The organism is Streptomyces sp. NPDC059787 (assembly GCF_042732315.1).
Taxonomy (GTDB): domain Bacteria; phylum Actinomycetota; class Actinomycetes; order Streptomycetales; family Streptomycetaceae; genus Streptomyces; species Streptomyces atrovirens.
This window is the reverse complement of the sequence record NZ_JBHWHX010000077.1, coordinates 1-22,893: the sequence shown is the minus strand read 5'-3', so window position 1 is coordinate 22,893 and position 22,893 is coordinate 1. Positions and strand designations below refer to the sequence as shown.

At 66.4% G+C, this 22,893-nt stretch carries 18 protein-coding genes and 2 pseudogenes; 15 read left to right on the top strand and 5 right to left on the bottom strand.

Annotated elements, in window-relative coordinates:
* The first annotated feature begins 2 nt into the window (after positions 1 to 2).
* Positions 3 to 935, top strand: a complete 933-nt coding sequence (locus ACFV5H_RS36420; protein WP_385199024.1) for a DUF4238 domain-containing protein — start codon at positions 3 to 5, stop codon at positions 933 to 935.
* 80 nt (positions 936 to 1,015) lie between these two features.
* On the opposite strand, the gene ACFV5H_RS36415 is transcribed toward ACFV5H_RS36420, so the two are convergent.
* Positions 1,016 to 1,966 carry a hypothetical protein gene (locus tag ACFV5H_RS36415; protein WP_385199022.1) on the bottom strand — a complete coding sequence of 317 codons (951 nt, stop codon included), beginning with the start codon at positions 1,964 to 1,966 and terminating at the stop codon, positions 1,016 to 1,018.
* Positions 1,967 to 2,264: 298 nt separating this feature from the next.
* Here ACFV5H_RS36415 and ACFV5H_RS36410 point away from each other — a divergent pair.
* A pseudogene (locus tag ACFV5H_RS36410) lies at positions 2,265 to 2,416 on the top strand (transcriptional repressor NrdR); the annotation flags it as partial.
* Between the two features lie 28 nt (positions 2,417 to 2,444).
* A pseudogene (locus ACFV5H_RS36405) lies at positions 2,445 to 2,629 on the top strand (hypothetical protein); the annotation flags it as partial.
* Between the two features lie 111 nt (positions 2,630 to 2,740).
* On the opposite strand, the gene ACFV5H_RS36400 reads toward ACFV5H_RS36405, so the two are convergent.
* Positions 2,741 to 5,038: a hypothetical protein gene (locus ACFV5H_RS36400; RefSeq protein WP_385199020.1), complete on the bottom strand. Its 2,298-nt coding sequence runs from the start codon at positions 5,036 to 5,038 to the stop codon at positions 2,741 to 2,743.
* A 484-nt stretch (positions 5,039 to 5,522) separates the two neighbouring features.
* On the opposite strand from ACFV5H_RS36400, the gene ACFV5H_RS36395 reads away from it, so the two are divergent.
* The 6 genes from ACFV5H_RS36395 (at position 5,523) to ACFV5H_RS36370 (ending at position 11,156) form a co-directional block, all read left to right on the top strand.
* A protein-coding gene (locus ACFV5H_RS36395) for an IS5 family transposase (RefSeq protein WP_385199026.1) occupies positions 5,523 to 6,283 on the top strand; the annotation gives its coding sequence in 2 pieces (ribosomal slippage) (positions 5,523 to 5,814 and positions 5,814 to 6,283; 762 coding nt in all).
* A 44-nt stretch (positions 6,284 to 6,327) separates the two neighbouring features.
* Entirely contained in the window at positions 6,328 to 6,735 is a 408-nt protein-coding gene (locus tag ACFV5H_RS36390; protein WP_385199019.1) for a hypothetical protein, read from the top strand.
* Positions 6,736 to 6,914: 179 nt separating this feature from the next.
* Positions 6,915 to 8,144, top strand: a complete 1,230-nt coding sequence (locus ACFV5H_RS36385) for an IS701 family transposase (protein ID WP_385199018.1) — start codon at positions 6,915 to 6,917, stop codon at positions 8,142 to 8,144.
* 457 nt (positions 8,145 to 8,601) lie between these two features.
* Complete coding sequence (locus ACFV5H_RS36380; RefSeq protein WP_385199016.1) at positions 8,602 to 9,687, top strand: tyrosine-protein phosphatase; 1,086 nt, start codon at positions 8,602 to 8,604, stop codon at positions 9,685 to 9,687.
* A gap of 30 nt (positions 9,688 to 9,717) precedes the next feature.
* Positions 9,718 to 9,984 carry a DUF6207 family protein gene (locus tag ACFV5H_RS36375; RefSeq protein WP_385199014.1) on the top strand — a complete coding sequence of 89 codons (267 nt, stop codon included), beginning with the start codon at positions 9,718 to 9,720 and terminating at the stop codon, positions 9,982 to 9,984.
* Between the two features lie 767 nt (positions 9,985 to 10,751).
* Positions 10,752 to 11,156, top strand: coding sequence for a hypothetical protein (locus ACFV5H_RS36370; RefSeq protein ID WP_385199013.1), 405 nt, complete (start codon positions 10,752 to 10,754; stop codon positions 11,154 to 11,156).
* Positions 11,157 to 11,488: 332 nt separating this feature from the next.
* Here the strand turns inward: ACFV5H_RS36370 and ACFV5H_RS36365 are convergent, their stop codons facing one another.
* Both ACFV5H_RS36365 and ACFV5H_RS36360 read right to left on the bottom strand, forming a co-directional pair.
* Positions 11,489 to 11,686, bottom strand: coding sequence for a hypothetical protein (locus tag ACFV5H_RS36365; RefSeq protein WP_385199012.1), 198 nt, complete (start codon positions 11,684 to 11,686; stop codon positions 11,489 to 11,491).
* A gap of 875 nt (positions 11,687 to 12,561) precedes the next feature.
* Positions 12,562 to 12,744, bottom strand: coding sequence for a hypothetical protein (locus ACFV5H_RS36360; RefSeq protein ID WP_385199028.1), 183 nt, complete (start codon positions 12,742 to 12,744; stop codon positions 12,562 to 12,564).
* A gap of 3 nt (positions 12,745 to 12,747) precedes the next feature.
* On the opposite strand from ACFV5H_RS36360, the gene ACFV5H_RS36355 reads away from it, so the two are divergent.
* The gene (locus ACFV5H_RS36355; RefSeq protein WP_385199025.1) at positions 12,748 to 14,655 is read left to right on the top strand and encodes a SpoIIE family protein phosphatase; all 1,908 of its coding nucleotides are present in this window, start codon (positions 12,748 to 12,750) and stop codon (positions 14,653 to 14,655) included.
* Positions 14,656 to 14,946: 291 nt separating this feature from the next.
* On the opposite strand, the gene ACFV5H_RS36350 is transcribed toward ACFV5H_RS36355, so the two are convergent.
* A complete protein-coding gene (locus ACFV5H_RS36350) occupies positions 14,947 to 15,228 on the bottom strand; it encodes a hypothetical protein (RefSeq protein ID WP_385199010.1) in 282 nt (93 codons plus the stop codon).
* A gap of 645 nt (positions 15,229 to 15,873) precedes the next feature.
* On the opposite strand from ACFV5H_RS36350, the gene ACFV5H_RS36345 reads away from it, so the two are divergent.
* From ACFV5H_RS36345 to ACFV5H_RS36325, 5 genes are all read left to right on the top strand, one after another.
* Positions 15,874 to 17,268: a replication-relaxation family protein gene (locus ACFV5H_RS36345; RefSeq protein WP_385199008.1), complete on the top strand. Its 1,395-nt coding sequence runs from the start codon at positions 15,874 to 15,876 to the stop codon at positions 17,266 to 17,268.
* A 141-nt stretch (positions 17,269 to 17,409) separates the two neighbouring features.
* Complete coding sequence (locus tag ACFV5H_RS36340) at positions 17,410 to 18,624, top strand: ABC-three component system protein (protein WP_385199006.1); 1,215 nt, start codon at positions 17,410 to 17,412, stop codon at positions 18,622 to 18,624.
* Positions 18,624 to 19,109 carry a three component ABC system middle component gene (locus ACFV5H_RS36335; protein WP_385199005.1) on the top strand — a complete coding sequence of 162 codons (486 nt, stop codon included), beginning with the start codon at positions 18,624 to 18,626 and terminating at the stop codon, positions 19,107 to 19,109. Before ACFV5H_RS36340 ends, ACFV5H_RS36335 begins: the two co-directional genes overlap by 1 nt.
* On the top strand, positions 19,106 to 21,058 hold the full coding sequence (locus tag ACFV5H_RS36330) for a DUF3732 domain-containing protein (protein WP_385199004.1): 1,953 nt from the start codon (positions 19,106 to 19,108) through the stop codon (positions 21,056 to 21,058). The genes ACFV5H_RS36335 and ACFV5H_RS36330 overlap by 4 nt, the downstream gene beginning before the upstream one ends.
* A gap of 177 nt (positions 21,059 to 21,235) precedes the next feature.
* Positions 21,236 to 21,949, top strand: a complete 714-nt coding sequence (locus ACFV5H_RS36325; protein ID WP_385199002.1) for a hypothetical protein — start codon at positions 21,236 to 21,238, stop codon at positions 21,947 to 21,949.
* Positions 21,950 to 22,893 lie beyond the last annotated feature (944 nt).

Below are 22,893 nucleotides of genomic sequence, written 5' to 3'. Positions count from 1 at the left end.
TGGTGATCTTGGTCGTGAACCCGTCTACCAGGAGCTTTCTTCATGCCCGCCGCCGGGGTCACCCGCCCAACCACCCGTCAGGTTGGAAACGGCTCAGTAACGGGCTCAAGCTCGTGCCCTTCAATCTTGACCACCCCGACCGTTTGCACAAGATGGCGAGTCCGCGCGAGTGCGGCAAGGTCAAGTACTTCGCACGCTTCGCTTCTGCCTCTCTGGAACAGGTGTGGGGCAAACTCGAGACACGGATACCCGACGCCGCGCGCGCGGTGGAGCGGGGCGACGTCTTCCAGCATGAGCAGCATGTGCAGACCCTGAAGGACCTGATCGCCCTGCACTTGGTCCGCTCGCTGAACTACCGCAACGTCCATGAGCGCACCTTCGCCAAGGTCTACACCGAGTACCGCACCGCCCTGCTTACAGACAAGTCCGACCTGCTGCGCCTCGCGGTACTGCAACGCAGCGGACTTCACCTTTCCGGACCGCAGGGCCTGGCCGCGGCGGCGGACCAGATCTTGAGCCCGCATCTGGAGAACTTCGGGAACGGTGCGGACTTCCGGGCGCGGATCGAGGTCACCTTCGACAGGGCGAAGGAGATGATCAGCAGTGCAGGGCTGGAGATTCTGGTGCCCGCCGCCGGGGAGTTCTTCCTGGGCGACACCCCGGCCCTGGCGATTCGGCAGAGTGGAACCAGAACCGCCTTCAATGTTGCGATTGGCGACTCCACCGCGATCGTGTTGCCTTTCGGCCCCAAGCATCTTTTGGTCGGCAGGACGCCCCGCAACGGTATGAGTATTGCCACCGAGGCGACGGTTGGCTTCCTCAACCGGCTTCAGATCGAGGCAGCGGAGCAGCGCGTCTACCTCCGGCCCCGCAGTGGTCAGGAGGCCATCGTCCGCGGTTACCTCAAGCAGGGCAGCCGGAGTGCCAGGAGATAGAAGTTCGTAAGCGGCTTCACTTTTTGCCGTGCATGGCCAGGAGAGGGAGACCGGATCGCGGGAGGCCGACCGTCCGGCTGTCACGGTTGGGGTGGGAGGCTCCTCGTCACCGCAGAAGTGCTGAGGAGGTGAACGAGGAGCACCGCGATATGGACGGCGGCCTGGGCGGCTTCTGGGGTGATGGGTGCGCTGGTCTGTCCTCCGGGGTGTCGGTCGCGGTGTCCGTGCCAGAGGAGTTTCATGAGGGAAAGGATCGTTTCGACCTTGGCGGGGACCGCATTGTTGTCGAGGATCACCATCGAGTAGGTCGTTCCGTTGCGATCCAGTTCACGGATGACGGAGCCGAGGGTCGCCCGGGGATCGGTGCTCGCGTACAGGGGGATCGCGACATCTTCCACTGCCCGCACCGCATCGACGTAAGCGCCACTTGGGTCTGGGTGCAGGGCGTACGCCTTGGCCCAGGAGCTGCGTAGATAGAAGCTGGCGTCGTCGCGGCCGGAGGCTTCGGCCTGCTGCATGGCCATGACGGCGGAGTCGGCGACGGTGGCGTCGACAACCCGCTCCAGGCCGGCGTGCGAGACGTCGTCGGCCTCGCGAACTTGGTAGGCGGAGGCGGCATCGCCGAGGAGCGCGTCCAGTGTGCTGACCGGATCCACGAACTTTGCGGGCTTGGAGAGCATTGCCGCCAAGGGAGAGGTTGCGTTCGGGTGCTTGACGAGGTACTCGTGATGGGCGACCTCGCCGACATCGAGGTAGAGCAGACAGTCGACGACATCAAGAAGCAGGCTGGCGGGCACCCTGGACAGATCACGTGCGCTCGACGGGAGACGGCCGTTGTAGAAGGCGTGAGCGTCGCTGTTCAATCTCAGTGCGGCTACGACGCGGTGGACAAGGGATTCCGTTACCACTGCATCCCGGATCCATGACCGCAGTCCCGGTTCCAGGTGCTCGGGAACTCCTTCATGGACTGTCCGGTCGACGGGAAGGCCGGCCTCGCGGTCGGAGAGCGGCTGCCAGGGGGATGTCGTCATTCCTGGACCGTAGCGCCAGATACCGTCACCGCGCGGCTCGATTTCCCAGTCGGAGGCGAACCGGCTGGACCGCCTCACCGAACCCGCCTTGGCCGCCATGTAGTTCGCCGGGGCAGCGCCCCAAGATTCCACGGCTTACACGCACACCAGTGCGATGTTGAAGCTCAGAACCGCCGGGCATCGCACCTCAATGCGTGTAGGTCCTGGGAGCGGTGTCGCTGGCCCTGGACAGCGAAGGCCCCCGGGCCGCCCTGCGCCCTGGGGGCCTTCCCGGTCTCACCGCTGCTTACCAGTCGTCGGGGGCGCTGAGCTGACCATCACGACGTGGGGCTGACCGTTCTCGGTCCGTTGTAGGAACTCGACTTCGTCGCCTATCTGCGGTTCGCGTCCGTCTACCGTGCGTTCGACTCGCTGGAGGACTTCGAGAAGGCCATCGGGGAGCTCAGGGAGGGATGAAACACGCTGACAAGGAGGCGGCATGACAGAAGACGGCGAGCGGCCGGCACGGAGGTCCCGCCCCAAGGGCAACCAAGGCTAACCAGGAACTGCTCCGGCGTACCCTCGTACGGAGAGGTGGCTTGGGAGCGCCGTGACGTCGTCATGACCAGCTGGCGCGACGGCTTGGTCAATTCCGACCAGCGCGGCATGAAGCTCCCCGACTTCTGATGCGGGCTCCGGCGCCGGCCTGGCTCCACTCTGTTTGACCAGCTCTGGCTGAAGGTCTCCTCTGGGGTCTCATGAGTGTGAGCTTTCTTGCTGCCATCAGGTGCTCAGTTAGCTCGACCTCCGCTGGTAGGCGGTGCCGATCCCGTACACGAGAATGCCGCCCAGCACCCAGCCAACCACCATCAAGCCTGTCACCACCCAGCTAGTGCCACCTTGAGGGAGCCACAACGCGCGCTGGCCGAAGGGCACGACAGGAAGCAGCAGGTCGAGAGTGTAAAGGGCTGGCTGCAGGTGCTCCTTCGCCTCCGCGTCCTTGCCGTCGTAGGCGGACAGCAGTGCGGAACTGGGTTTGAGCTCGTGACGCAAGTGAGAAAAGTAGATGCAGCCAAATACCTCAAGAAGTAAAACGGCATACAGCACCCGTGCAGGATGGTAGCCATATCCAACGGTGAGCCGTAGCAGCCAGGACCACGACTTTTCCCGCCAGCCGGGTCGCGGTCTGCGTTTTTGGCCAGCGTAGAGCACGTCACGCGCGAAGTCATCACGCCCAGCGACCCGGTATACAGAGGCCAATTGCTCATAGCTTTGAGCAGAATATTCGACCTCGTTGCTCAGCCAGCGAATCCGCCCCTCTACGTCGGGGGAGTCAATGTCCGCGAGAGAGTCGTACGTGAATCCGGCAAGAGACACCTTGCGCTCAGGCCAAAAATTTTCACTGTCTTCCAAGAACCGGGCTTTCGCCTGACGGAGATCAACACCGCCGCTAACGGGGGCATCCGCCTCAAGGATAAGTGTTCCTGTGACGACAGTTCCTTCCAGGCTGAGCACCAAGCCGCCCTTCCCGCGACTCAAGTTCGGCTTGCTGATCTTCAGGTTTGCGCCTACGCGCGTCGAGCGCATGTAGAGTGTGCCCTCCACGAGAAAGCCGCTCTCAAATTCAACATCCTGTGCGACCGTTACTCGATCCAAACGCATCGCCTTTTTCCCGCCGCAGTAGATCTGACCGCCTGCCAGGAGGCGTCCGTTGATGGTGGCACCAGACAGGTCAACTTCCCCACGGGCCAGGAAATCTCCAGCGAACAACAGACTGGCTCCGACCTTCAACTGTCGAGCAGAGATGGCTGTCCGATTGCTGTTCCCGAATGACCCACCACCCCAGTCGGCACTTCCCACATCAGCACCGGTTAGAACCACTTTGCCTGTAGCGTTGAAGCCTCCACTGAGCAACAAGTCTCGGGTTACTTTTACACCTCGCGCGTTGAGAGCTTCCCCTATGGGGCGTTCATCAGTAATGGTTCCACCCTCGCACTTGAGAGATCCATTGATCACAGCGTCAGCCAGAACCACCTTCCCGATGGCACGAAATCCGTTTCTGTCGGCGTCGCTTTCAGATTGCTCCAGCCCGAGAATAATGTCACGGCCGACCTTGATTCCTGAAGCATCAATCGCCGTATCTGAAGGGTGAATGAACTCGCCGCCACTAGCCAGGAGGCTGCCATTGATGACCGCTCCAGCCAGCCAAGTTTGACCTTGGATACTGAAACCGTTGCCGCAGTGCATGTTTTGTCTGATTGTGGCTCGGGCCAGGTCCAGCGCGGGGTCTTTCCCCGGGTGATGGATCGTTGCCCGGTTGAGGTACAAAGATCCACCGATCAAGGAACCGGTGAGATCCATCGATCCTTCGGCATAGAACCCCTCATCGAAGTGTGCAGCCTCTTTCGTTTCTAGCTCGAGGGCCTTCAGGGCACAACCACCACGGTGCTCTAGCCTTGCTTTGCGAAAGTTGAGCTGACCATTTACCTTTGCTCCGATCATATTCGTTGCGCCAACGACTTGAATCTCCTGGAGGGTCGCGTCTGATCCGATAGAAATACCGCTCAGACTCAGAGTGTTCGGCCGTTCCGTGCGACCAAGAAGGACTGTGCTCTGGAGGTCGAGCTGGCCATCGATTCGGGCAGCCGTCAATACGACGAAGCCAGAGGTGGAGTCGGTCAATTTAACATTGTGCGTGGTGTGAAGTTGACCTGCTTGAAACCCGGCAAGGTAACAGCTCTTCAGATAGATGGCGGGTGCGGTAGCCTGCTCCAGTTTGATGACTTCTGAGACGTGGCAGCCGACCAGTTCCAGAGTTCCATTCAATGTGGTGGCTACGAGGTCGAGCTGGCCGGCGATTTTCGCGCCTTTGAGACGGAGGCGGCCGATGCCGATGCCGATGCCCAGGCTTCGATCCGTGAGGAGACGGCGCACTACGGATGCCCTGATGGTGCGTTCAGGTCCCCAGTTCTCTCCGTAACGCGGGTCGCCGCTCCCGAGGTCAAGCTCCTGGCCAGCAATGGTGTACAAGACGAGCTGCCGCTCGGGCTCGCTCCATTCTGCAGGGTTCTCGGGGAGGTCCTCGGTCGACATGGAAGCACCTCAAGTTGGCTCTTTGGGGTAAAGTAGGACGAATCATAAGCAGCGCTACAGCGTTTGGCCGGGATCTCAACGGAGAGTCGGAGGTGAACTCCACTCACTGAGGTTCGAAGGGAACCGTGCGCGCATCCCCTGCTGCAACAGACCGACGTCAGATGGAGCTGGCTTCGCCTATGGTCCTGAATCCAGTAGGAATTACCTTGGATCACGGATAGGCAGCTCTGTCAGCTGCGGCAATAGGGCTAGCGGGTGCTTTGGGCGTGCGACGGGCGATCTGCCCCGACGTACCACATGACGCAGCATGGGCACCCGGGAAAGCCCAGGTGCCCATGCTGCCTGCTGTGATCCGCTCGCTTCCTAAGAGCTCGTAACACGATCTTGTGGTCTGATGCAGGTCAGCCGTAACCGGTACGACGATTGAGCCGTTCGTGAGGGCGTGAGCGTCAAGCCGTGGGTCGTGGACGACGAGTTGTGGACGATGATCGAGCCGGTCCTGCCGCCCTGGCCCGAGCACTCGCCCGGACCCAAACCAGTCCCCGACCGGCTGTGCCTGCAGGGCATCCTGTTCGTGCTCTACACCGGGATCCCGTGGCAGCAGCTGCCCTTGGAGCTGGGCTTCGGCTCCGGCCAGACCTGCTGGCGGCGCCTGGAGCGATGGCAGGCAGCCGGGGTCTTCGACAAGCTGCACCGGATACTGCTGTCGGAGCTGAACGCAGCCAGCGAGCTGGACTGGAGCCGCGCGTGCGTGGACGCCTCTCACGTGCGCGCGAAAAAGGGGGTGCCGCGACGGGCCCGTCGCCGGTCGACCGCCGCAAGACCGGCAGCAAACACCACCTAATCACCGACGGCGGCGGCATCCCACTCAAGGTCATCACCACCGCGGCCAACGTCAACGACGTCACCCAGACCCTCGCCCTGGTCGACGGAGTCCCGCCGGTCGCCGGCCGCGTCGGCCACCCCCGCAAGCGCCCCGACGCTCTCCTGGGCGACAAGGGCTACGACAGCAACCCCAACCGGAAGGAACTGCTACGGCGCGGGATCCTGCCGATCATCTCCCGCAAAGGGCAGCCCGACATCCAGAGCCTGGGCAAGCTGCGGTACGTCGTGGAGCAGACGTTCGCCCTACTGCACCAGTTCAAGCGCCTCGCCATCCGATGGGAACGTCGCCTGGACCTCCATGACGTCTTCGCCTCGCTCGCCTGCGCCCTCATCTGCTGGAGGAGACTCCGGAAGAGGTAGCTTGATCGTCCTGCGGCGGAGGCAATGGCGGAAAGGCGGGACGGGTGTCCGAACAAGTGGTGAGGCCAAGCGAGGTCCTGGCCCAAGACGAGGTCCTGGCCCAAGACGAGGTCCGACTGCTGCAACGAGCTCTCGATGAATGGGGTGGGCCAGCTCGGTGCAGCGATGAACTCGCCTTCGGTATGGGGTTTGTGGACGCTCATGATCTGCTCGATCAGTGCCGCATCCTGAGCCGCGCTCTGGGTGACGATGATCCAATCAAGCCGGTCGATTGGGCGCGGACCCTTCTGGCTGCGGAGATCGTCTTCGTTAGCGACCTCGTCGGCTCGGGCGTCGAGTGGCAAACGACCACGGGGCTCACCGACGAGGCCACCCTCCCGATCCTCCGGGCAATCCAGCGAAAGCTGGCCAGGACCGTGAGCGCCTACTACGGAAAGCGCCCGGACGCGTAGCCAAGATCGTGTTACGAGTTCTAATACTCCAGCCGGACTTCTGTATCTGTCCTGGTCAACGGCCTGGCGGTGGGGAGTGTAGCGGGGGTTCGGCATGTGCGGGACGGTCTTGGGCCGACCGTCCCACCAACGGGTGCCCGCGCCGCATGTAGTGACAGCGCGGCGAGCAGTTCGTTGTCGTGATCCACGACGTACCGACGAATGCCTGGGACCTGGAACTCGAAGAACTCTTCCTGCGGACCGGCGCCCGCTTCACGCGGGTGGAGCCACGTCGGCGGATGCGGGACTACGTCCGCGGACTGCTCGGTCCGGTCGGCCGCAAGAACAGCTGGCAGCTCGCCGAGTACGCCGGCCACGCCACCCCGCACAGCCTGCAGCACCTGCTCTCCCACAGCCGCTGGGACACCGACGGCCTGCGCGACGACCTGCAAGCCTACGTGGCCGAACAACTCGGCACGCCGGATGGGGTGTTGATCCTCGACGACACCGGCTTCGTGAAGAAGGGCACCACCTCCGCCGGAGTGCAACGCCAGTACTCCGGCACGGCCGGCCGCACCGAGAATTGCCAGATCGGCGTCTTCGCCGCCTACGCCACCACCCGCGGCCACGCCCTGGTCGACCGCGAGCTCTACCTGCCCCAGTCCTGGACGGAGGACCGGGAACGCTGTCGAGCAGCCCGTATCCCCGACGAGCGCATCTTCGCCACCAAGGGCGACCTCGCCCGCGGCATGATCCTTCGCACCCTGGACTCCCCACTGCCCATCGCCTGGGTCACCGCGGATTCCGCCTACGGACAGGACTCCCGCTTCCGGCGTTTCCTGGAAGACGCGCAACTCGCTTACGTCGTCGCCGTGCCCAAGTCACAGCAGGTGAACGGCCCGCGCATCGACCACCTCATCGCTCAGGCCCCGCCCGAGGCATGGCAACGTCTGTCGGCGGGGCCGGGGGCCAAGGGCGAACGGCTCTACGACTGGGCCGCCGCCCGCCTGCCCGCCGTGACCGAATCCGACGGTGACGAGCCGACCAGGCAGCGGTGGATACTGGCCCGCCGCAGCATCAGCAGACCCGACGAGATCGCCTACTACCTCGCCTGCGCCCCGCTGGACGCCACCGTCACCGACCTGGTCCGCGTCGCCGGAAGCCGCTGGAAGATCGAGGAATGCTTCCAGAGCGCGAAGAACGAGTGCGGCCTGGACCAGTACGAGGTCCGCCGATACGTGGGTTGGTACCGGCACATTACGCTCGCCATGCTCGCCCACGCCTTCCTCGCGGTGATGGCCGTGCAGGAGCGCGAAAAGGGGGTGACGAGGCCGACACACCCGACCTCGTGGCCCTCACACCAGCCGAAATCCGTCGTCTGCTGGCAGCTCAATCCCGCCACCATCCTGCACGGCGCGACCACGCGGTGAACTGGTCCCGATGGCGGCGCCGCCACCAAGCCCGTGCCCGGCGCTGTCATTACATGCGGCGCGGACACCCGTTGGTGGGACAGCCGGCCCAAGCCCGTCCCACCCATGCCGAACCCTCGCTACACTCCCCACCGCCAGGCCGCTGACCAGCGTAAATACAGAAGTCCGGCTGGAGTACTAAGTGACCGACAAAGCCACTGCTGCCGTGCTCTCCGGTTCCTTCCCCTTCGTCGTGGCCCTGGCGCGCTGCACTTCCGCGGTCGCGGCCCGATTGCTGGCGCTGGCCTGTATCTGGAGGAGGGCGCGCTCCGACTCCAGAAATCCGTGAAGGCGCGCACCTCACCTGTGCCGACGCCTCCTGGAGCGCATTCGGACACACCGTCAGGACGGCCGACCGACGGGCGTAGTTCATGATCTGTTAGAGGGGCGTCCGTCCGGGCGTTGAACGATCCCGGCCATGACGAATACGACACGTGTCAGCATGGTCTGCGCCCTGTCCGCCGCCGCGCTTCTCACCGGCGTCGCCGCTCCGGCCGCCACGGCCGCCCCCACTGCTCACCGCCCTGCGCACCCCGGTCACTCCGCGCGGCAGATACCGTTCACCGCCGCCGAGGTGACCGCGCGGGACGGCGGCACATACGAGATCACCTGGAAGGCGCCCGGAGTCCGCAAGGTCGCCGTGCGGGCGAACGGACGCACCGTCGCCACAGGCGGATCCACGGGCAAGGTGACCGTGTCCGGGCTGCCCGCTGCCGACCGGCAGTGGTTCGACCTGGTCCCCGACCGGGGGCAGCGGCTGCGGCTGGCCGACCGGCTGATCGAGCTGGACGGTACGGTCAACTTCCGTGACGTGGGCGGCTACCGCACCAAGGACGGGCAGTGGGTACGGATGGGCGCGGTGTACCGTACCGACTCCCTGGACAAGCTCACCGACGCCGACCTGGCCAAACTGAAGCGGCTCGGTATCTCCGTCGACTACGACCTGCGCACCGCGTCCGAGCGCGCGTCGGCCCCGGACCGCCTCCCCAAGGGGGTGCGGTACATCGTGGCCGACGTCCTCGGTGACGACTCCCCCGTCTTCTCGATGCCGACGACAGCCGCCGAGGCCAAGCAGATGATGATCGACGGTGAGAAGACCATGGTGAGCGGTGAGAACGCCAAGGCCGCGTACTCCACCGTGTTCTCCGGCCTGGTCCGCGACGCCGACGGCGCCCTCTACCACTGCACCGCGGGCAAGGACCGCACCGGCTGGGCCAGCGCCACCCTGCTCACCGCGCTCGGTGTGCCGCGCGAGACGGTCATGGCGGACTACCTCGCCTCCAACGAGTACCGCGCCGAGGCCAACGCCGCCGCCCTGGCCGCCATGCCCGCCGCACAGGCTGCGGTCTACAAGCCGATGCTCGACGTGCGCGCCGAGTACCTGAACTCCGGGTTCGACGAGGTAAAGGACGCGTACGGCTCCTTTGCCGCGTACGAGAAGAAGGCCCTGGGCCTGGATGCCCGGGAACTGCGCCGACTCAAGTCCGACCTCCTGGTGGGCTGACCGTGAGCGGCGTGGGGAAGGGGGTGGGTCATGACCACCAGCCCCGCCCTGCGCCGCACCGAAACACCAGAGCCGGACCACGTCCTGGTCCAGCTCGCGGCACCCGACGCCGAGTGTGCCTCCGCCTTTCACGCGGCCGTCGCTCACGCCTGGCGGCAGATTCCCCCGGAGCAGCCCCAAAAGCCGGGCCAGAGGGAAGTGCTCATGCGCTTCCTCTTCGACCGCGGCTTGTGCGCTCCTGGCCTTGCCCGTGCACGCGACGCTACGGGACAGAGTCCTCTACGGTTCGCGCCATGACGAGAGTGATCTTGATGTATGGCCCGGCCCACGGACGGGTTCTCACCACCGAAGCGACAGACGGGGAGGTACTACGGGAGGGTGGGTGGAGCTACCAGCTGACCGACGATGTGGACGAGCGAGACAGGCGCATTGCGCGGGCGTATATGGACTGACCTGGGTACCGGGCGGCGGGAGCCGTTTCAGCAGACGGCCCGGCCGCTCGCACAGCTGCGCGCGTGGTGGAAGGCGAGCGCGATCCTCACCTCCGGGGTCGCCGCCGACGTCATCACCTCCCTCCTTGAGTACGCCCGCGCCGCAGCCGCGGCGATCCGGGCCCGGGTCGCCGCCGTGGTCGACATAGCGCTGGCGGCCGTCGACGTCACCGCGACGGTGTTCGTGATGAACGAAGGCGGCCGCTTCCACCGCCGGCACCTGCTCACCGAAGCCCGCCGCCACCTTGCTTTTGTCCTGCGCGGCCGCCGCCGCGACCCCGGCCTGGACGACCAGGTCGTGGCCGCTGCCATCTCCACCCACTGCCTGGACATCAGCGAGCCGAAGACCGTACGCGGCCGGGAGGCCGGCTACCGCCTCTACACCGCCCGGTGGGCCCTGGCCGACCTCCCCGCCCGACGCCGCCCACCCACTCCCGCGCCCGACCCGGACCGGCAACCCCCGGCCGATCCCGGCGAGTCGGCTGCGCTCCGGCCCCGGGCCAGGATGCGGGGGAGTGGGAGATACCCCGCATCCCGCTCCAGTACGAGCGCGCCGCCCTCGCCGGTGCGGTGGTGCGGGAGAAGCTGCGCATCGCCACCGCCGTGCGGGGCCGGGCGTACGTCGTCGTCGCTCACCAGCAGGCAGCGATGCCCGAGCAGCTGCTCGCACCCGAGCCGGCCGACCCCGAGCACGACGACCAGGAGCAGGAGCCCGGCCGCCGCGAGGCGATGGACCCGAAGGCGCTGCGGGCCCTGCGGGAATCCCGCACGGACGTCGAAGCCCTCGATCTCACCGCCGAACGCCTGCGCCACCTCCAGGACGCGTTCACCGAGGCAGCCGACCGGGCCCACACCACGATGGACCGCTACGCGCGCCGCGACGATGCCGAGAGGCCGCACCCGGTGCGCGAGGACGACCAGCAGGCGCACCGCCCGCAGCGACCCGATGCGCACCGCGGTCGGGATGCCGGCCACTGAGTGAACCTCATGATGTGTACCCGGTGCGGTGGACTCCACTCCACCCAGTGGAATCCACCGGCTGGAGCGGAGTCCACCGTGAGCTTCCGTAAACCTGAACTCGCAGGTCAAAGGGCTGACGTGCCTTCTGACCCGAGGTGAGCTTGTGAGTGCGGCTGGCGGTGTAGCTGATGACGATCACGGGGTCGAGGATGTCGTTGTCCAGGCCGCGGAATCCGAGGTCGGCCAGCGCCCCGAAGCCGGCGGCCTGCAACTGGGCCAGGATGTGGTCGTATCGGGCGGCGGCGGTGTTGTCGTGGGTACGGCCGGTCCGGGCGGCGGATATCCAGGGACTACCGGCTTAGGAAGGTCAGAGCGGCCAGGCTCAGGGTCAGTGCTGCCGCGAAGGCGATGCCGCTTCGCGAGAGGGCCGCTGGAACGGCGGCTCCCTCCCACCGGGCAAGGCCGAAGGCGATCAGCGCGGTGACTGCGGCGAACAGTACGGCCACCGCAAGGACGAGAAGCATGAACGCCGTGGAGCCGTAGTTCACGGATGCACCGCCTTGATGAGATTCCACTGGAGAGATTGGGGCGATCCTGAGTAGAACCTGCTGGTGAGCCGATTGAATGTTCTCCAGTGACAACAGGGGGTTGTCCGGCGAACAACTGAGTGGGAGGGCGCGTGGGCGGCAAGGGGAAGCGACCGGGCCGGCCATGGGCACCACCGCGGGGATCATGCGCCGAGATCAACGAGCTGGTCGTGCAGGTCCGGTCCTGGCTAGGCGAGGCCTCCATCTCAGTGGGTCAGCTCCACCAGCGTCTTACGCCCGACCACTTCACGTCCGGTGCCGTGCCGGAACTACGCCGTCTGCGGGACCATTTAGCCGGAGAAGCACTGACGTGGGACTTGGTCGAGGCAGTAGCTGATGTCTGCTTCCCCCACGAACCGGCCGGTCGTGCCGAAGAACGTCTCCAGGCGGCCCGGAGTCTGTGGGAACGCGCTCGGGACAATCCGACTCCGCTCGCGGGAGGTACGCAAGAGCTCGCCCTTGCCCATCAACTGCTGGCCGCTAAGGACCGCACCATTGAGGTGTATGAGGAACTGCAGGTCGTCCGGCAGGCCTACGAGGCCAGCGAGCGCAGCCGGGCTCAGGCACTGCAGATCGCCACGCTCCTGTTCGCCATGCTCGGTCAGGCACAGGCGAAAGCAGCGGAACTGAAACGCCGGGTGGATGCCCTGCAGGAGCTGCCGCCAAAGGGCCTACATGCGCATACAGCGCTGGAAGTACGCCTGTCCCGCGCGGAACGTCAGCAGACCGACCTGCGCCAGCAACTGGCTCGTGCTGAACGGGAGAGGGACACCGCCCAACAAGTAGCCGACCATGCCGCCCGCCGCATTCAGAGTCTGGAAGCCGAACTGGCTGCGCTACAGGAGTGGGCAGGAGAGGAGAAGCGCGACCCTGCGCAGGAGCAGACCCCACGGATTGCTCAGCCCGGGCTGCAAGCGATCTCCGACGATGACGCGGCCCTCGATGACGTCGATATCGCCTTGGAGAAGGCGCGGGCCGTGCTTGACGAAGAGCACCATGCCGTTCAGCAGGCTGCTCACGACATGGGCTATCAGACTCCACCGGCTTCAGCATCTGCCGGTGCACGCACGGTGACAATTGTGCCTGGGCAGGTTCAGCACGGGCACGAACCGCTCTCTCTCCCTCGAGCATCCGAAGCACTTGCCGGGTTGTCCCGAACAACTCAGGACAACCCGCCGTCCAGTACTACCGCCCTCGTGCCCATCACAAAATCACCGCAGCGCCTATCCGGTGATCGGTTGCTCTTCGTGGGCGCGGCGACCCGGCGGATCGCCCGCGGCATCGACCTGGACGAGATCGTGATGGGGCTGTGTCGGGCGACCGTACCCACGTTCGCCGACCTGATCCTGTTGTACCTGCGGGACCCGCTGCCGGTCGACGACGAGCGGCCGACGGGCCCGCTGGTGTTGCGGCTGCGCCGCAGCGACCATATCCCGGCGGAGCGGGACACCGAGGGTGGCGGGTTCATGCCGATCGCGCTGCCAGAGCCGTCCGAGCTGGACACGGCCGGCGAGGAGCTGTGCACCGTACGGCCCAACAGCGCACTCGCCGAGGTGCTGCGCGGGGTCCGCCCGGTGTTCACGGACGCCCCGGCGGCTCGTGCCGCGCTGCCCGAACTCCTCGGCGAGGAGGGCGCCGCGGCGGTGCCGGAGGGACAGCGGGCGATTCTGGCCCCGCTGCGCGGCCGCCGCCGGGTGATCGGGGTGGCGCTGGTCCTGCGCGGTCCGGAGCGCATCCCGTTCGAGGCGGACGACCTGCTGGTGGCGGCGCAGCTCGCCACGCACAGCGCGCTCGGAGTGGACCGGACCGTGAGGGACAGGTATACGGCGAATATCGCTGGGGAACTCCAGCGCAAAATGCTTCCGGTGGCACTCCCGCGCTGCACCGGCGTACGGCTGGCCTCTCGCTACGTTCCGCCCGCCGATACCGCGCGGGTCGGTGGCGACTGGTACGACGCCATCCCGCTGCCCGGCAGCCGGGTCGCGCTGGTCGTCGGGGATGTGATGGGGCACTCCATGACGTCGGCAGCACTCATGGGCCAGCTGCGGACCACCGCGCAGACCCTGGCCGGGCTCGACCTGCCGCCGCAGGAGGTGCTGCACCACCTTGACGAGCAGGCGCAGCGCCTCGGCGTGGACCACATAGCGACCTGTCTGTACGCCGTGTACGACCCGGTCTCGCACCGCATCACCATCGCCAACGCGGGTCATCCGCCGCCGATCCTGCTGCACCTGGGCGGTCGGGCGGAGGTGCTGCGGGTGTCCGCGGGCGCCCCGATCGGCGTCGGCGGGGTGGACTTCGATGCCGTCGAGTTGGACGCGCCTCCCGGGGGCACCCTGCTGCTGTACACGGACGGCCTGGTGGAGTCCCGGCTGCGCGACGTGTGGACCGGCATCGAGCAGCTGCGCGAGAAGCTCGCCGCGACCGCGCACCTCATCGGCCCGGACCACCCGCCGCCGCTGGAGGCGCTGTGCGACGAGATCCTGGACATGCATGGCCCGGGAGACCGGGACGACGACATCGCGCTGCTCGCCGCCCGCTTCGACGGGATCGCGCCGAGCGACGTGGCGTACTGGTTCCTGGAGCCGGAGGACGCCGCCCCCGGCCGGGCCCGCCGACTGGCCCGCAAGGCCCTGTCCCGCTGGGGCATGGAGGAGCTGAGCGACTCCGTCGAGCTGCTGGTCAGCGAGGTGGTGACCAACGCCGTGCGCTACGCCACCCGGCCGGTCACCCTGCGGCTGCTGCGCACCGACGTGCTGCGCTGCGAGGTTGTCGACGACGTGCCGCAGCTGCCGCGGATGCGGCAGGCCCGCGCCACCGACGAGGACGGGCGCGGGCTGTACCTGGTGAACCGGCTGGCCCGGCGGTGGGGTGTGACCCGGCTGAGCACGGGCAAGGTGGTCTGGTTTGAACTTCGTCGCTACGAGTGAGAGGGACCAGGGCGCTGCCGAAAATTTCCCAGAGCCCAACCCGGGTCCCGAGTGCGAAGGCCGGGGGCCGCCTGATCCGACCCCCGGCTCGACGTCCACCTTCCCCACCGCGGCTGAAGCATGGGGCTGGTCGGGCGTCACGTACTGGACGAGAAGGGCTGGCTGCCAGTCGTTCGACGTCACCGGTGTCGCAGGCTGGGCACAGTTCCAGATGAATCGGCTGCCCGTGTTCATCGTTTTGCGGCGCCACTCCGCTCATGATGAGGTCGCCTGACGCCATCGTCGGTACGGTCACCGGACCCGCCGCCGCCCCTCGCACTGCTGCTCGGGCGGTACGACGGTACGGGCGCGCTGCGGTACATCGGCCGGACCGTCCCGCTCGCTCGACCCGTGACCGCGCTGGCGGAGGTGCTGACGTCGGCCGAAGGCGACCACCCGCACCCGTGGGCGGGCCGCACGTTCACGGCCGGGTGGGGCAGCCGCGACGTTTTGGACGTCACCCTCGTACGGCCTGATGCCGTGGTGGAAGTCGACGTCGACGTCGCCCGCGATGCCGCCGGCCGGTGGCGCCACCCCGTACACCTCCACCGCGCGCGCCTTGACCTGTCCCTAGGGGCCGTGCCGCTGTTCGGACGGAGAACTCTCCCTCCCGAGCCGGGACGGACAAATCGGGGCTGTGGTGGTTGGCCCGACCACGAGTCCGACCATGACTCCTTGTCCACCTCTGCTACCGCCCCGACCACGACCGCGTTTCTCCTTGAACACGTCCGCTACCGGCCACGGTCAGACCGCGGACAAGGGGGTCCCGGGCACGCTGCTCCCTCAATCACGGCCCACCCAAGGGCGGCCCGAGGTGAAGGAGCCACCGCGATGACCACGCACCGACCAGAGGCAGGCACCTGGCGCGCCCGCCCCGACCACGAACTCGACCAGCACCAGGCAAGCTGCCTCGGCCTCCTGTGGTGCGCACTTTGGGATGCCACTGTGGAACCCACTTTGGTGCCTGGCACCGAGCAGGACGGAAAAACTACAGGCCACCACGCGGATACGGCCGTGCGCCGCGTTGTCACGGCCCTCTTCTCTCCTCCTGAACTTTGAAGTGATGTCCGTAGAGGAGGAGATCATCGAGTTCGAGGACCGGGTGCCCTCTGCGGCCGGGCGCGGCCGGCGCTCGGCAGGTGGCCGCGCGTGCCAGACGACGGGGAAGGAGCGCAGCTGATGGCGGGGAAGCGTGAGGAGAACCCGGCGGGGTCATCGAGCAACCTGCGCGGTGACGTGCTGCGCGTGCTCGGAGTGCTGAAGGTCGCGACGGTTGAACAGATCCAGCAGATCTCAGCCCCGCACCTGAGCTACTGGCACACCGACAAGCCGACCCCGTCGAAGCGGAAGCAGGCTCGCACTGCCTCGCATACCGGGGCGCTGTCCGATCTGCGCAAGCACGGCCTGGCGGAGAACGGCGGCCGGCTCCCGGGTGGGGACACGCTGCGTAACCTGACGCCGATGGGCCTGAAGGCTGCGGCTCGCGAGCTGGGGCGGCCGGTGGAGGAGATGGGCGACCCGGCCCGCGGCGCGGGCCGCACCGGGGCCTCCCACCCGATGACGGTCAACGAAGCCGTGCTCGCCCTGCTGCGCCCGAAGCCGAACCTGTCCGAGCTCGCCAACGAGCCGGCCGACGTCTTTGCCGCCGCGCAGGCCGTCGTCGACGCGCCCGCCTGGCTGGGCACCATCGCCTCCTACGCGACCGAGGTGGCGCTGCCCGCGACCGGCACCTGGTCCAACCCGGGCAAGGGAGGCGCCCAGGCGGACATCGTCATCATCGCGCCTGAGGACGGGGTGCCGCTTTTGTTCGTGGAGATCGACAACTGCTTCGAGTCCGCGCAGGTCCTCGCCGGGAAGATCGACAAGTACATGCGGTTCTGCCAGCGGAAGGTGAAGGACGTCGACGGCACCGAGCGGCCGATGTGGCGCACCCGCTGGTGGGCCCCCGACGGCCGCCACGGCGACCAGCCGCACCCGCCCCTGCTGCTCGTCTTCAACCGGATCGGCCCGCGCAACCCCAACACCGTCATCGCGCAGCTGGCCGAGCTCACCGAGCGGCACTGGAAGGGTCTCGACTACGACGGCGACTTCCATATGTACGAAGGCAAGCTGCCCATCGTCGTCACCGGCATGAAGCACCTACAGGAGCACGGCCCGGCCGGAGCGGTCTTCCGGCGCTTCGGCCGACCGCAGAACCAGACGCTCCTCGAGGCGATCGGCAACCCGCGCCGCGAAGCCCACGACGCCCGCAAGCAGGCCGAGTATGCCGCCCGCCAGCGGGAGCACCAGGAGGAGCTGCGCCGCATCGCCGCACAGCACAAGGCCGAGCGAGAGGCCAGCCGTCCGGTGTGCGCCGACTGCGGCACCCGGTTCACCGACGAACGGTGGAAGGCCATCGAGCCCGCAGGGTGGGGCGCCCCACGCGAGCCCCATTCGCATCTGTGCGACGGCTGCAAGCAGCGCGCCATCACCGCTGAACGCCAAGCCGAGCAAACCGAGCAAGGACACCAACAACAGGACCAGGGCGTACCCGAGCAGAAGGGCTGTGGCTGGCTGTCTCGCTTCCGTACCTGAAGTGACCGGGCTTGCGATATCGAAAGCCCAGCTCGGGCGCTTGGCAGCCGAGCCGATGTCACGATTCTGAGACCGCCTATGTGCCCACAGTCACATACATGCGAAGATCGCTCCCAGTTCGGCAGGAGGGGCGGAGGGGCTATGGCAAGCAAGGGTGATCAGTTCGAAGCGTCTGCTTCAGCCCTCGGCTACCTCTACCAGTTCGCCAAGGCGTTGCAGCTCTGCATCGAGCAATGGGTGGGCGGACTGGAGTGGAGCGTCGCCGTCGAGGCGGCCGATGACATCGAAAAGCATGCCGGGTCGCTGACAGAGCTGCTTCAGCTCAAGCAGCGAGCAGAAGGTACGCGGCTGACTGACTCGGCCCCTGATCTGTGGAAGACACTGCGGATCTGGTGTGAGGCGGTTACGAGCGGGCGGATCGACCTCGCTGAAACGAACCTGCTTTTGATGACGACGGCCGAGCTGCCGCCCGGCAGTGCCGGCTATCACCTGCAGCCAAAGGCCAACGGGCACCGTGACGAAGGCAAGGCGCTCACCTTGCTGCGGGCGGCTCGTGAAGCGTCCTCAAGCGACAAGCTCCAGAAGGCGTTCGCGGCCTTCGACGGCTTGGAAGCGGACGGGGCTGCGGGGCAGAGCGCCCTACTGGCCCGGATCGACGTCATTGGTGACGCTCCCCGGATCGACGAGGTCCGCGAGACCATGCTCGGTCACGCGGCCCTCGTCGTGGGGCATGACCTCGCCAAGCCCTTCCTCACGCGCCTGGAGGGCTGGTTCTACGACCGGGTAATCGAGCAGATGCGCTCGCCGGGCGGTGCCCCCATCACCGGCGAGGAGTTCGACCAGGTCTTCAGCGACCTACGCCACCAGTTCGGCCCCAACAGCCTGCCCATCGACCCCGATATCGCCGAGCTGGATCCCGAGCCTGCCGAGTCTGCCGACAAGATGTTCGTACGCCAACTGGATCTGATCGGCGTCGGTTCCGAACGGATCCGTCTGGCCGTGCGGGACTACGTGCGCGCCTTCAACCAGCGCTCACGCTGGTCGGAGGAGAAGCTCCTGCGGGTGGGAGAGCTCGGCAGATATGAGCGCAGGCTGGTGGAGGAGTGGCAGGCACGTTTTGCGGACATGCGCGAAGACCTCGGTGACGAAGCAACCGAGGAGGAGATGAAGCGTGAGGCCAAGCTGATCTATCGCTGGGTGGATCGCGAGGCCCGTGCTCAGATCCGCACCGGTCTTGAAGAGGTGTTCATCCCCAAGGGGTCGTATCACATGCTCGCTGACGAGCTGCGGGTCGGCTGGCATCCGGACTTCACCGCCCGGCTGATGGCTCTCCTCGAACCGGCTGGAGCACGCTGATGGCGGCAGTCGACCTGAGCCGCGAGGAGCGAGCCCTGTACAATCCGGCGTTCACCGCGGTGCTGTCCGCCCGGGCCGTTCAGGGCTACGACAAGGAGTACGCCGCCCCGTGCCCTCTGCCGGTGGCCGTAACAGCCGCCGTCATGGCCTTGCAACCGACTATCCGGGCCGTCCTGCCGGCCACCACAGGAACCGGCCTGATGGGGTGGCTGGACGAGAACGACGCCGTGCGAGTTGCCATGACACGCAACGCGGCCTCGTTGGCTGCCGTCGTGCGACCCGGTCTGCTGTTCGCGTTGCAGAGCCGCATCCTGCACTGCCACAGCGGCGGCTTGGATCCGGTCCCCCGCGCACTCGCCAAAACGATCAAAGGCGACACGGAACAGAGCGTCGCCATCCAAAGGGCTGCTTTCCAGCTCGGCCGCTGGCTCCCCAGCACCCGAAGCCTCAGTACCATTCTGACCCTTCTTGGAGTCCAGCCGTGACCTTTCAGATCCGTGCGGTCACCATCTACGGCAAGCAGGCCAGCCAGGTGCGCACGGTGCCCTTTGAGCCCGGCACCCTCAACATCGTCACCGGCGACTCCCGACGAGGCAAAAGCGCCCTGCTGACCATCATCGACTACTGCCTGGGCAGCTCCGGCTATCCGGTCAAGGCCGGCAAGGTCCGCGATTACGTCAGCGCCTATGCCCTCACCCTGGTCAAGCCCGACCAGCAGCTCTTCATCGCCCGCCGCGGACCCGAAGGCAAATCCGCCGTCAGCACCGTCCTGTGCATCCTCCCGCAAGCCCCCGACACACCGCCCCCGCCACTGCAGGAGCTCACGTTCGCGACCCCGCTGGACGCGGCGAAGGACATACTCAGCGACTTCTGCGGCATCGACCGCACCGTCCGCGTACCGGCTGTCGGTCGAGCCCAGACCATCGCCCCATCCATCCGCCACGCCCTGTTCTTCTGCTTCCAGGCACAGAACGAGGTCGCCAACCCCGATCTGCTCTTCCATTCCCAGGGCGAGGAATGGCGACCTAACACCATCCGCGGAGTCATCCCCTACTTCCTGGGCGCCGTCGATCCCGAACAGGCGCTGCGTCGCAACCGCCTCCGCCTCCTGCGCCGCGACCTCGCTGACCTCGAGACCGCGCTCGCCCCCTCCCAGAACCTTGACCCCGCTACCGGTCAAGCCCGCGCCCTGCTCACCGAAGCTGTCGAAGCACACCTGCTGGCGCCCCTGACCAATCCAGAGCCATCAGCCGACGAAGTACTGGACCTGCTGCGTCAAGCCCTGAGCCACACCGAGCCGTCGCCCGAGCACGACAGCGGCGAGGACCCCCTCAGCGCCCTCATCACCCGGCGCAACGAGCTCCGCGCCCTTCATGGCCAGACCCGAGTGAAGATCGCCGATCTCAAGCGCCAACTCGCCGAGAACACCGACTTCACCGCCCAAGCCACCGAACAACGCGCCCGCCTGGTCTCCCTCGGCCTGCTCCGCCGCGACCCCGAAACCTCCAGCGCCACGCACTGCCCGGTATGCCAGAGCACCCTTCCCTCCGCCAATGACACCGTCACCGCCCTGACCCGCGACCTCGAACATCTGAACGGTGATCTCCACGTAATCGGCAGCGACACCCCGGCGATCCAACGTCTGATCAGCCAGGAAGAAGAGCGCCTGCAAGAACTGCGCTCCGCACTCGCCCGGAATCAAGAAGAGATCAACGAAGTCACCGCAGGCCTGCGCGCCCTGCAACAAGAACCCGACGACGCGCGCCGCGCCGCCATGGTCCAGGGACGCATCAGCCTCTACCTGGACACCACCGCTCACCGCGCGGTAACCCCTCAAGTCGAAGACAGACGAGAAGAGCTCCGCCAGCAGATTGCCGACCTTGAAGAACTACTCAGCGACGACACGCAGGGCGAGCGCCTCGCCAGCTACCTCTCGCTGATCAGCCAAAAGATCACCAGTAAGGCTGCCGCACTCAGCCTTGAGCACTCCGAAAACCCCATCCGACTCGACGTCAACCGCCTCACCGTCATCGCCGACAAGGCAGACGGCCCGCTACCGCTACCCGAGATGGGAAGTGGCGAGAACCACCTTGGCTATCACGTAGCCGCCATGCTCAGCCTGCACGAGTGGTTCACCGAGCACCGCGCACCAGTGCCTCATCTCCTGGTGCTCGACCAGCCGTCGCAGGCCTTCTTCCCACCCGACCACACAGGCGAAGCCATCCTGGGCTCCAACGACCGCCACAAGCTGCTGAACGTCTTCCAAGCGATCCATCAGACGCTGCGCCTGCTGGAAGGCCAGTTCCAAGTCATCGTCATGGAACACGCCGACCTCGACCACCCCGACTTCGGACCGTACGTGGCTCAGCGATGGCGCTATGACAACAATCAAGCACTCGTACCAGCCGAGTGGATCGAGGAAGGAGCTGACTAATCGTTCCGGCTCTGTCCTATGCCCCGGCTAGGCTCTCCCCGTGCCTGACAGAAGACCTCCTGGAACCTTGGGAATTGACCTGCGTAGCGCAGGTAGCCGCCCGTGCGGTCTCTGCGGCGATGTTCGCAAAATGACCAATGCCCACGTGCCGCCCAGGCCGCTGGCAACAGGGAACGGGTGGTCAGTGCCAACGTGCGCCTGAAGGACCGAGTCCTGGGCCATGGGCGCATTGCACAGGGCGGCATGTGGTTCCACGGCCTGTGTAGCGAGTGCAACAACATGGCTGGCGCCCACTACGACGCCGCCTACGCGGACTTCAGCAACGCCATGCTGGCGCGCGTGAACCTGCAACAGCGCCTCTACCTGCCGCCTGTGCGTTTGGCGCCGGCCCGTGTGGCCCGGTCCATCCTTATCGGCATGTTCGCCACCAGCCCACATCTGCGGGTGATGTTCCGGGGACTTGCCGAGGACCTCCGCAGCCGTCGCGACCGCATCACGATGCCTGACGGCGCCAGTCTGCGCCTGGCCGTATGCCTGGACCGGCGGACCCGCTTGGCGGGAATGTACAACGCTGTCCGGGTCATCCGGCACATAGAGCACTACGACGTCTTCTCGGAGGTCTACTTTCGCCCCCTGGCCTGGGCCCTCACGCCCAGCGGCCGGGGGACCGCGCAGCATGCCGATCAATCGGTTGTGGAAAAGCAAGGCTGGGCTGTTGTCGACCACTGGCTGCAGTACAGCGAGGACAGAACGGCAGCCGATCTCCGATCGCTGTGCCAAGCGCCACTTCCCGCAGTGCTCCATCCGCTGAACGGCCACGACCGAGACAAGTGGATGGAGTTCATGAGCGACAAGGTCACCGCGATCCTCGAAGGCGAGATCCCGGCCTGACCGAACAGCCTGCCGTCGATGTCGTTGCGCGTCCACGTACTACAGACCATCGACGCCCAACCCGTTGAAAGTTGTGGGACATGGCGAAGGCCCGGTCCACCCGGCCCGGGCTGGCCGTGCTCGGGCGACGGCACCTGATAGCGCCGGCCACACCCACTGCCGGACTTCGGACCGGCGGCAGCTGCACGGGAGCGATTGGGCAGCGTGTGCGCGTGCCTTTCGCGGAACCGGGACCCCTGGCCGCTGAGTGCGGCCAGGGGAGGGGTTTCGTTTCAGACAGTACGTCGGAAGCGGATACAACGGAGCAGCGGGACGAATGCCAAGCTGGTCATCCCGGGCGGGACCTGCGGAAGCAGGTAGAGCACGGTGCCAGCGATGACGGCGTTAAACGTGTCCTGCCACTCAGGGCGGCGGTACTGGAGCCTGACGGGCTTCCAGCGCTGTGGTTGCATGGTGTTGTCCTTCGTGCGATTGCCCTCGTACCGTGCGGACATTTCGGGGATCGCCCTGGCCGGGGTGGTCCCCGTCCGCGTTGTGGACGACGGTAAGCGGTGGCTGCTGGGGTTGACGTCAACATGGGGTGAGCGTCGGCCACGAGGCCGATTCACCTCCTCACCTGCGGAGTCCGTCGCCACACCCCCTGCAGGGGGTGTGGCGACGGGGCGCTGACCTGCGGCTTTCTCGCGGCAATCCACGCAGTCCACGATTAGTGCTTTCGGAATGGCTGAAACTCGCCCTGCGAGGCTCCACCTCACTCGCACGCCAGGCCGGGCCGGTGGAAAGACGGCAGCTACTTCAACAAGCCCAGCACCGCATCCGGACGGCCGCCGTAGCCGATGTGTGTCCGGTTGTCGGCGACGGCTGAAAAGTGGACCAGCGGCGACGCTTGAAAGTTGACCCCCTTCAGGGGTCTGGCTCGTTGAGTCAGGCCGGGAGGAGTGGTG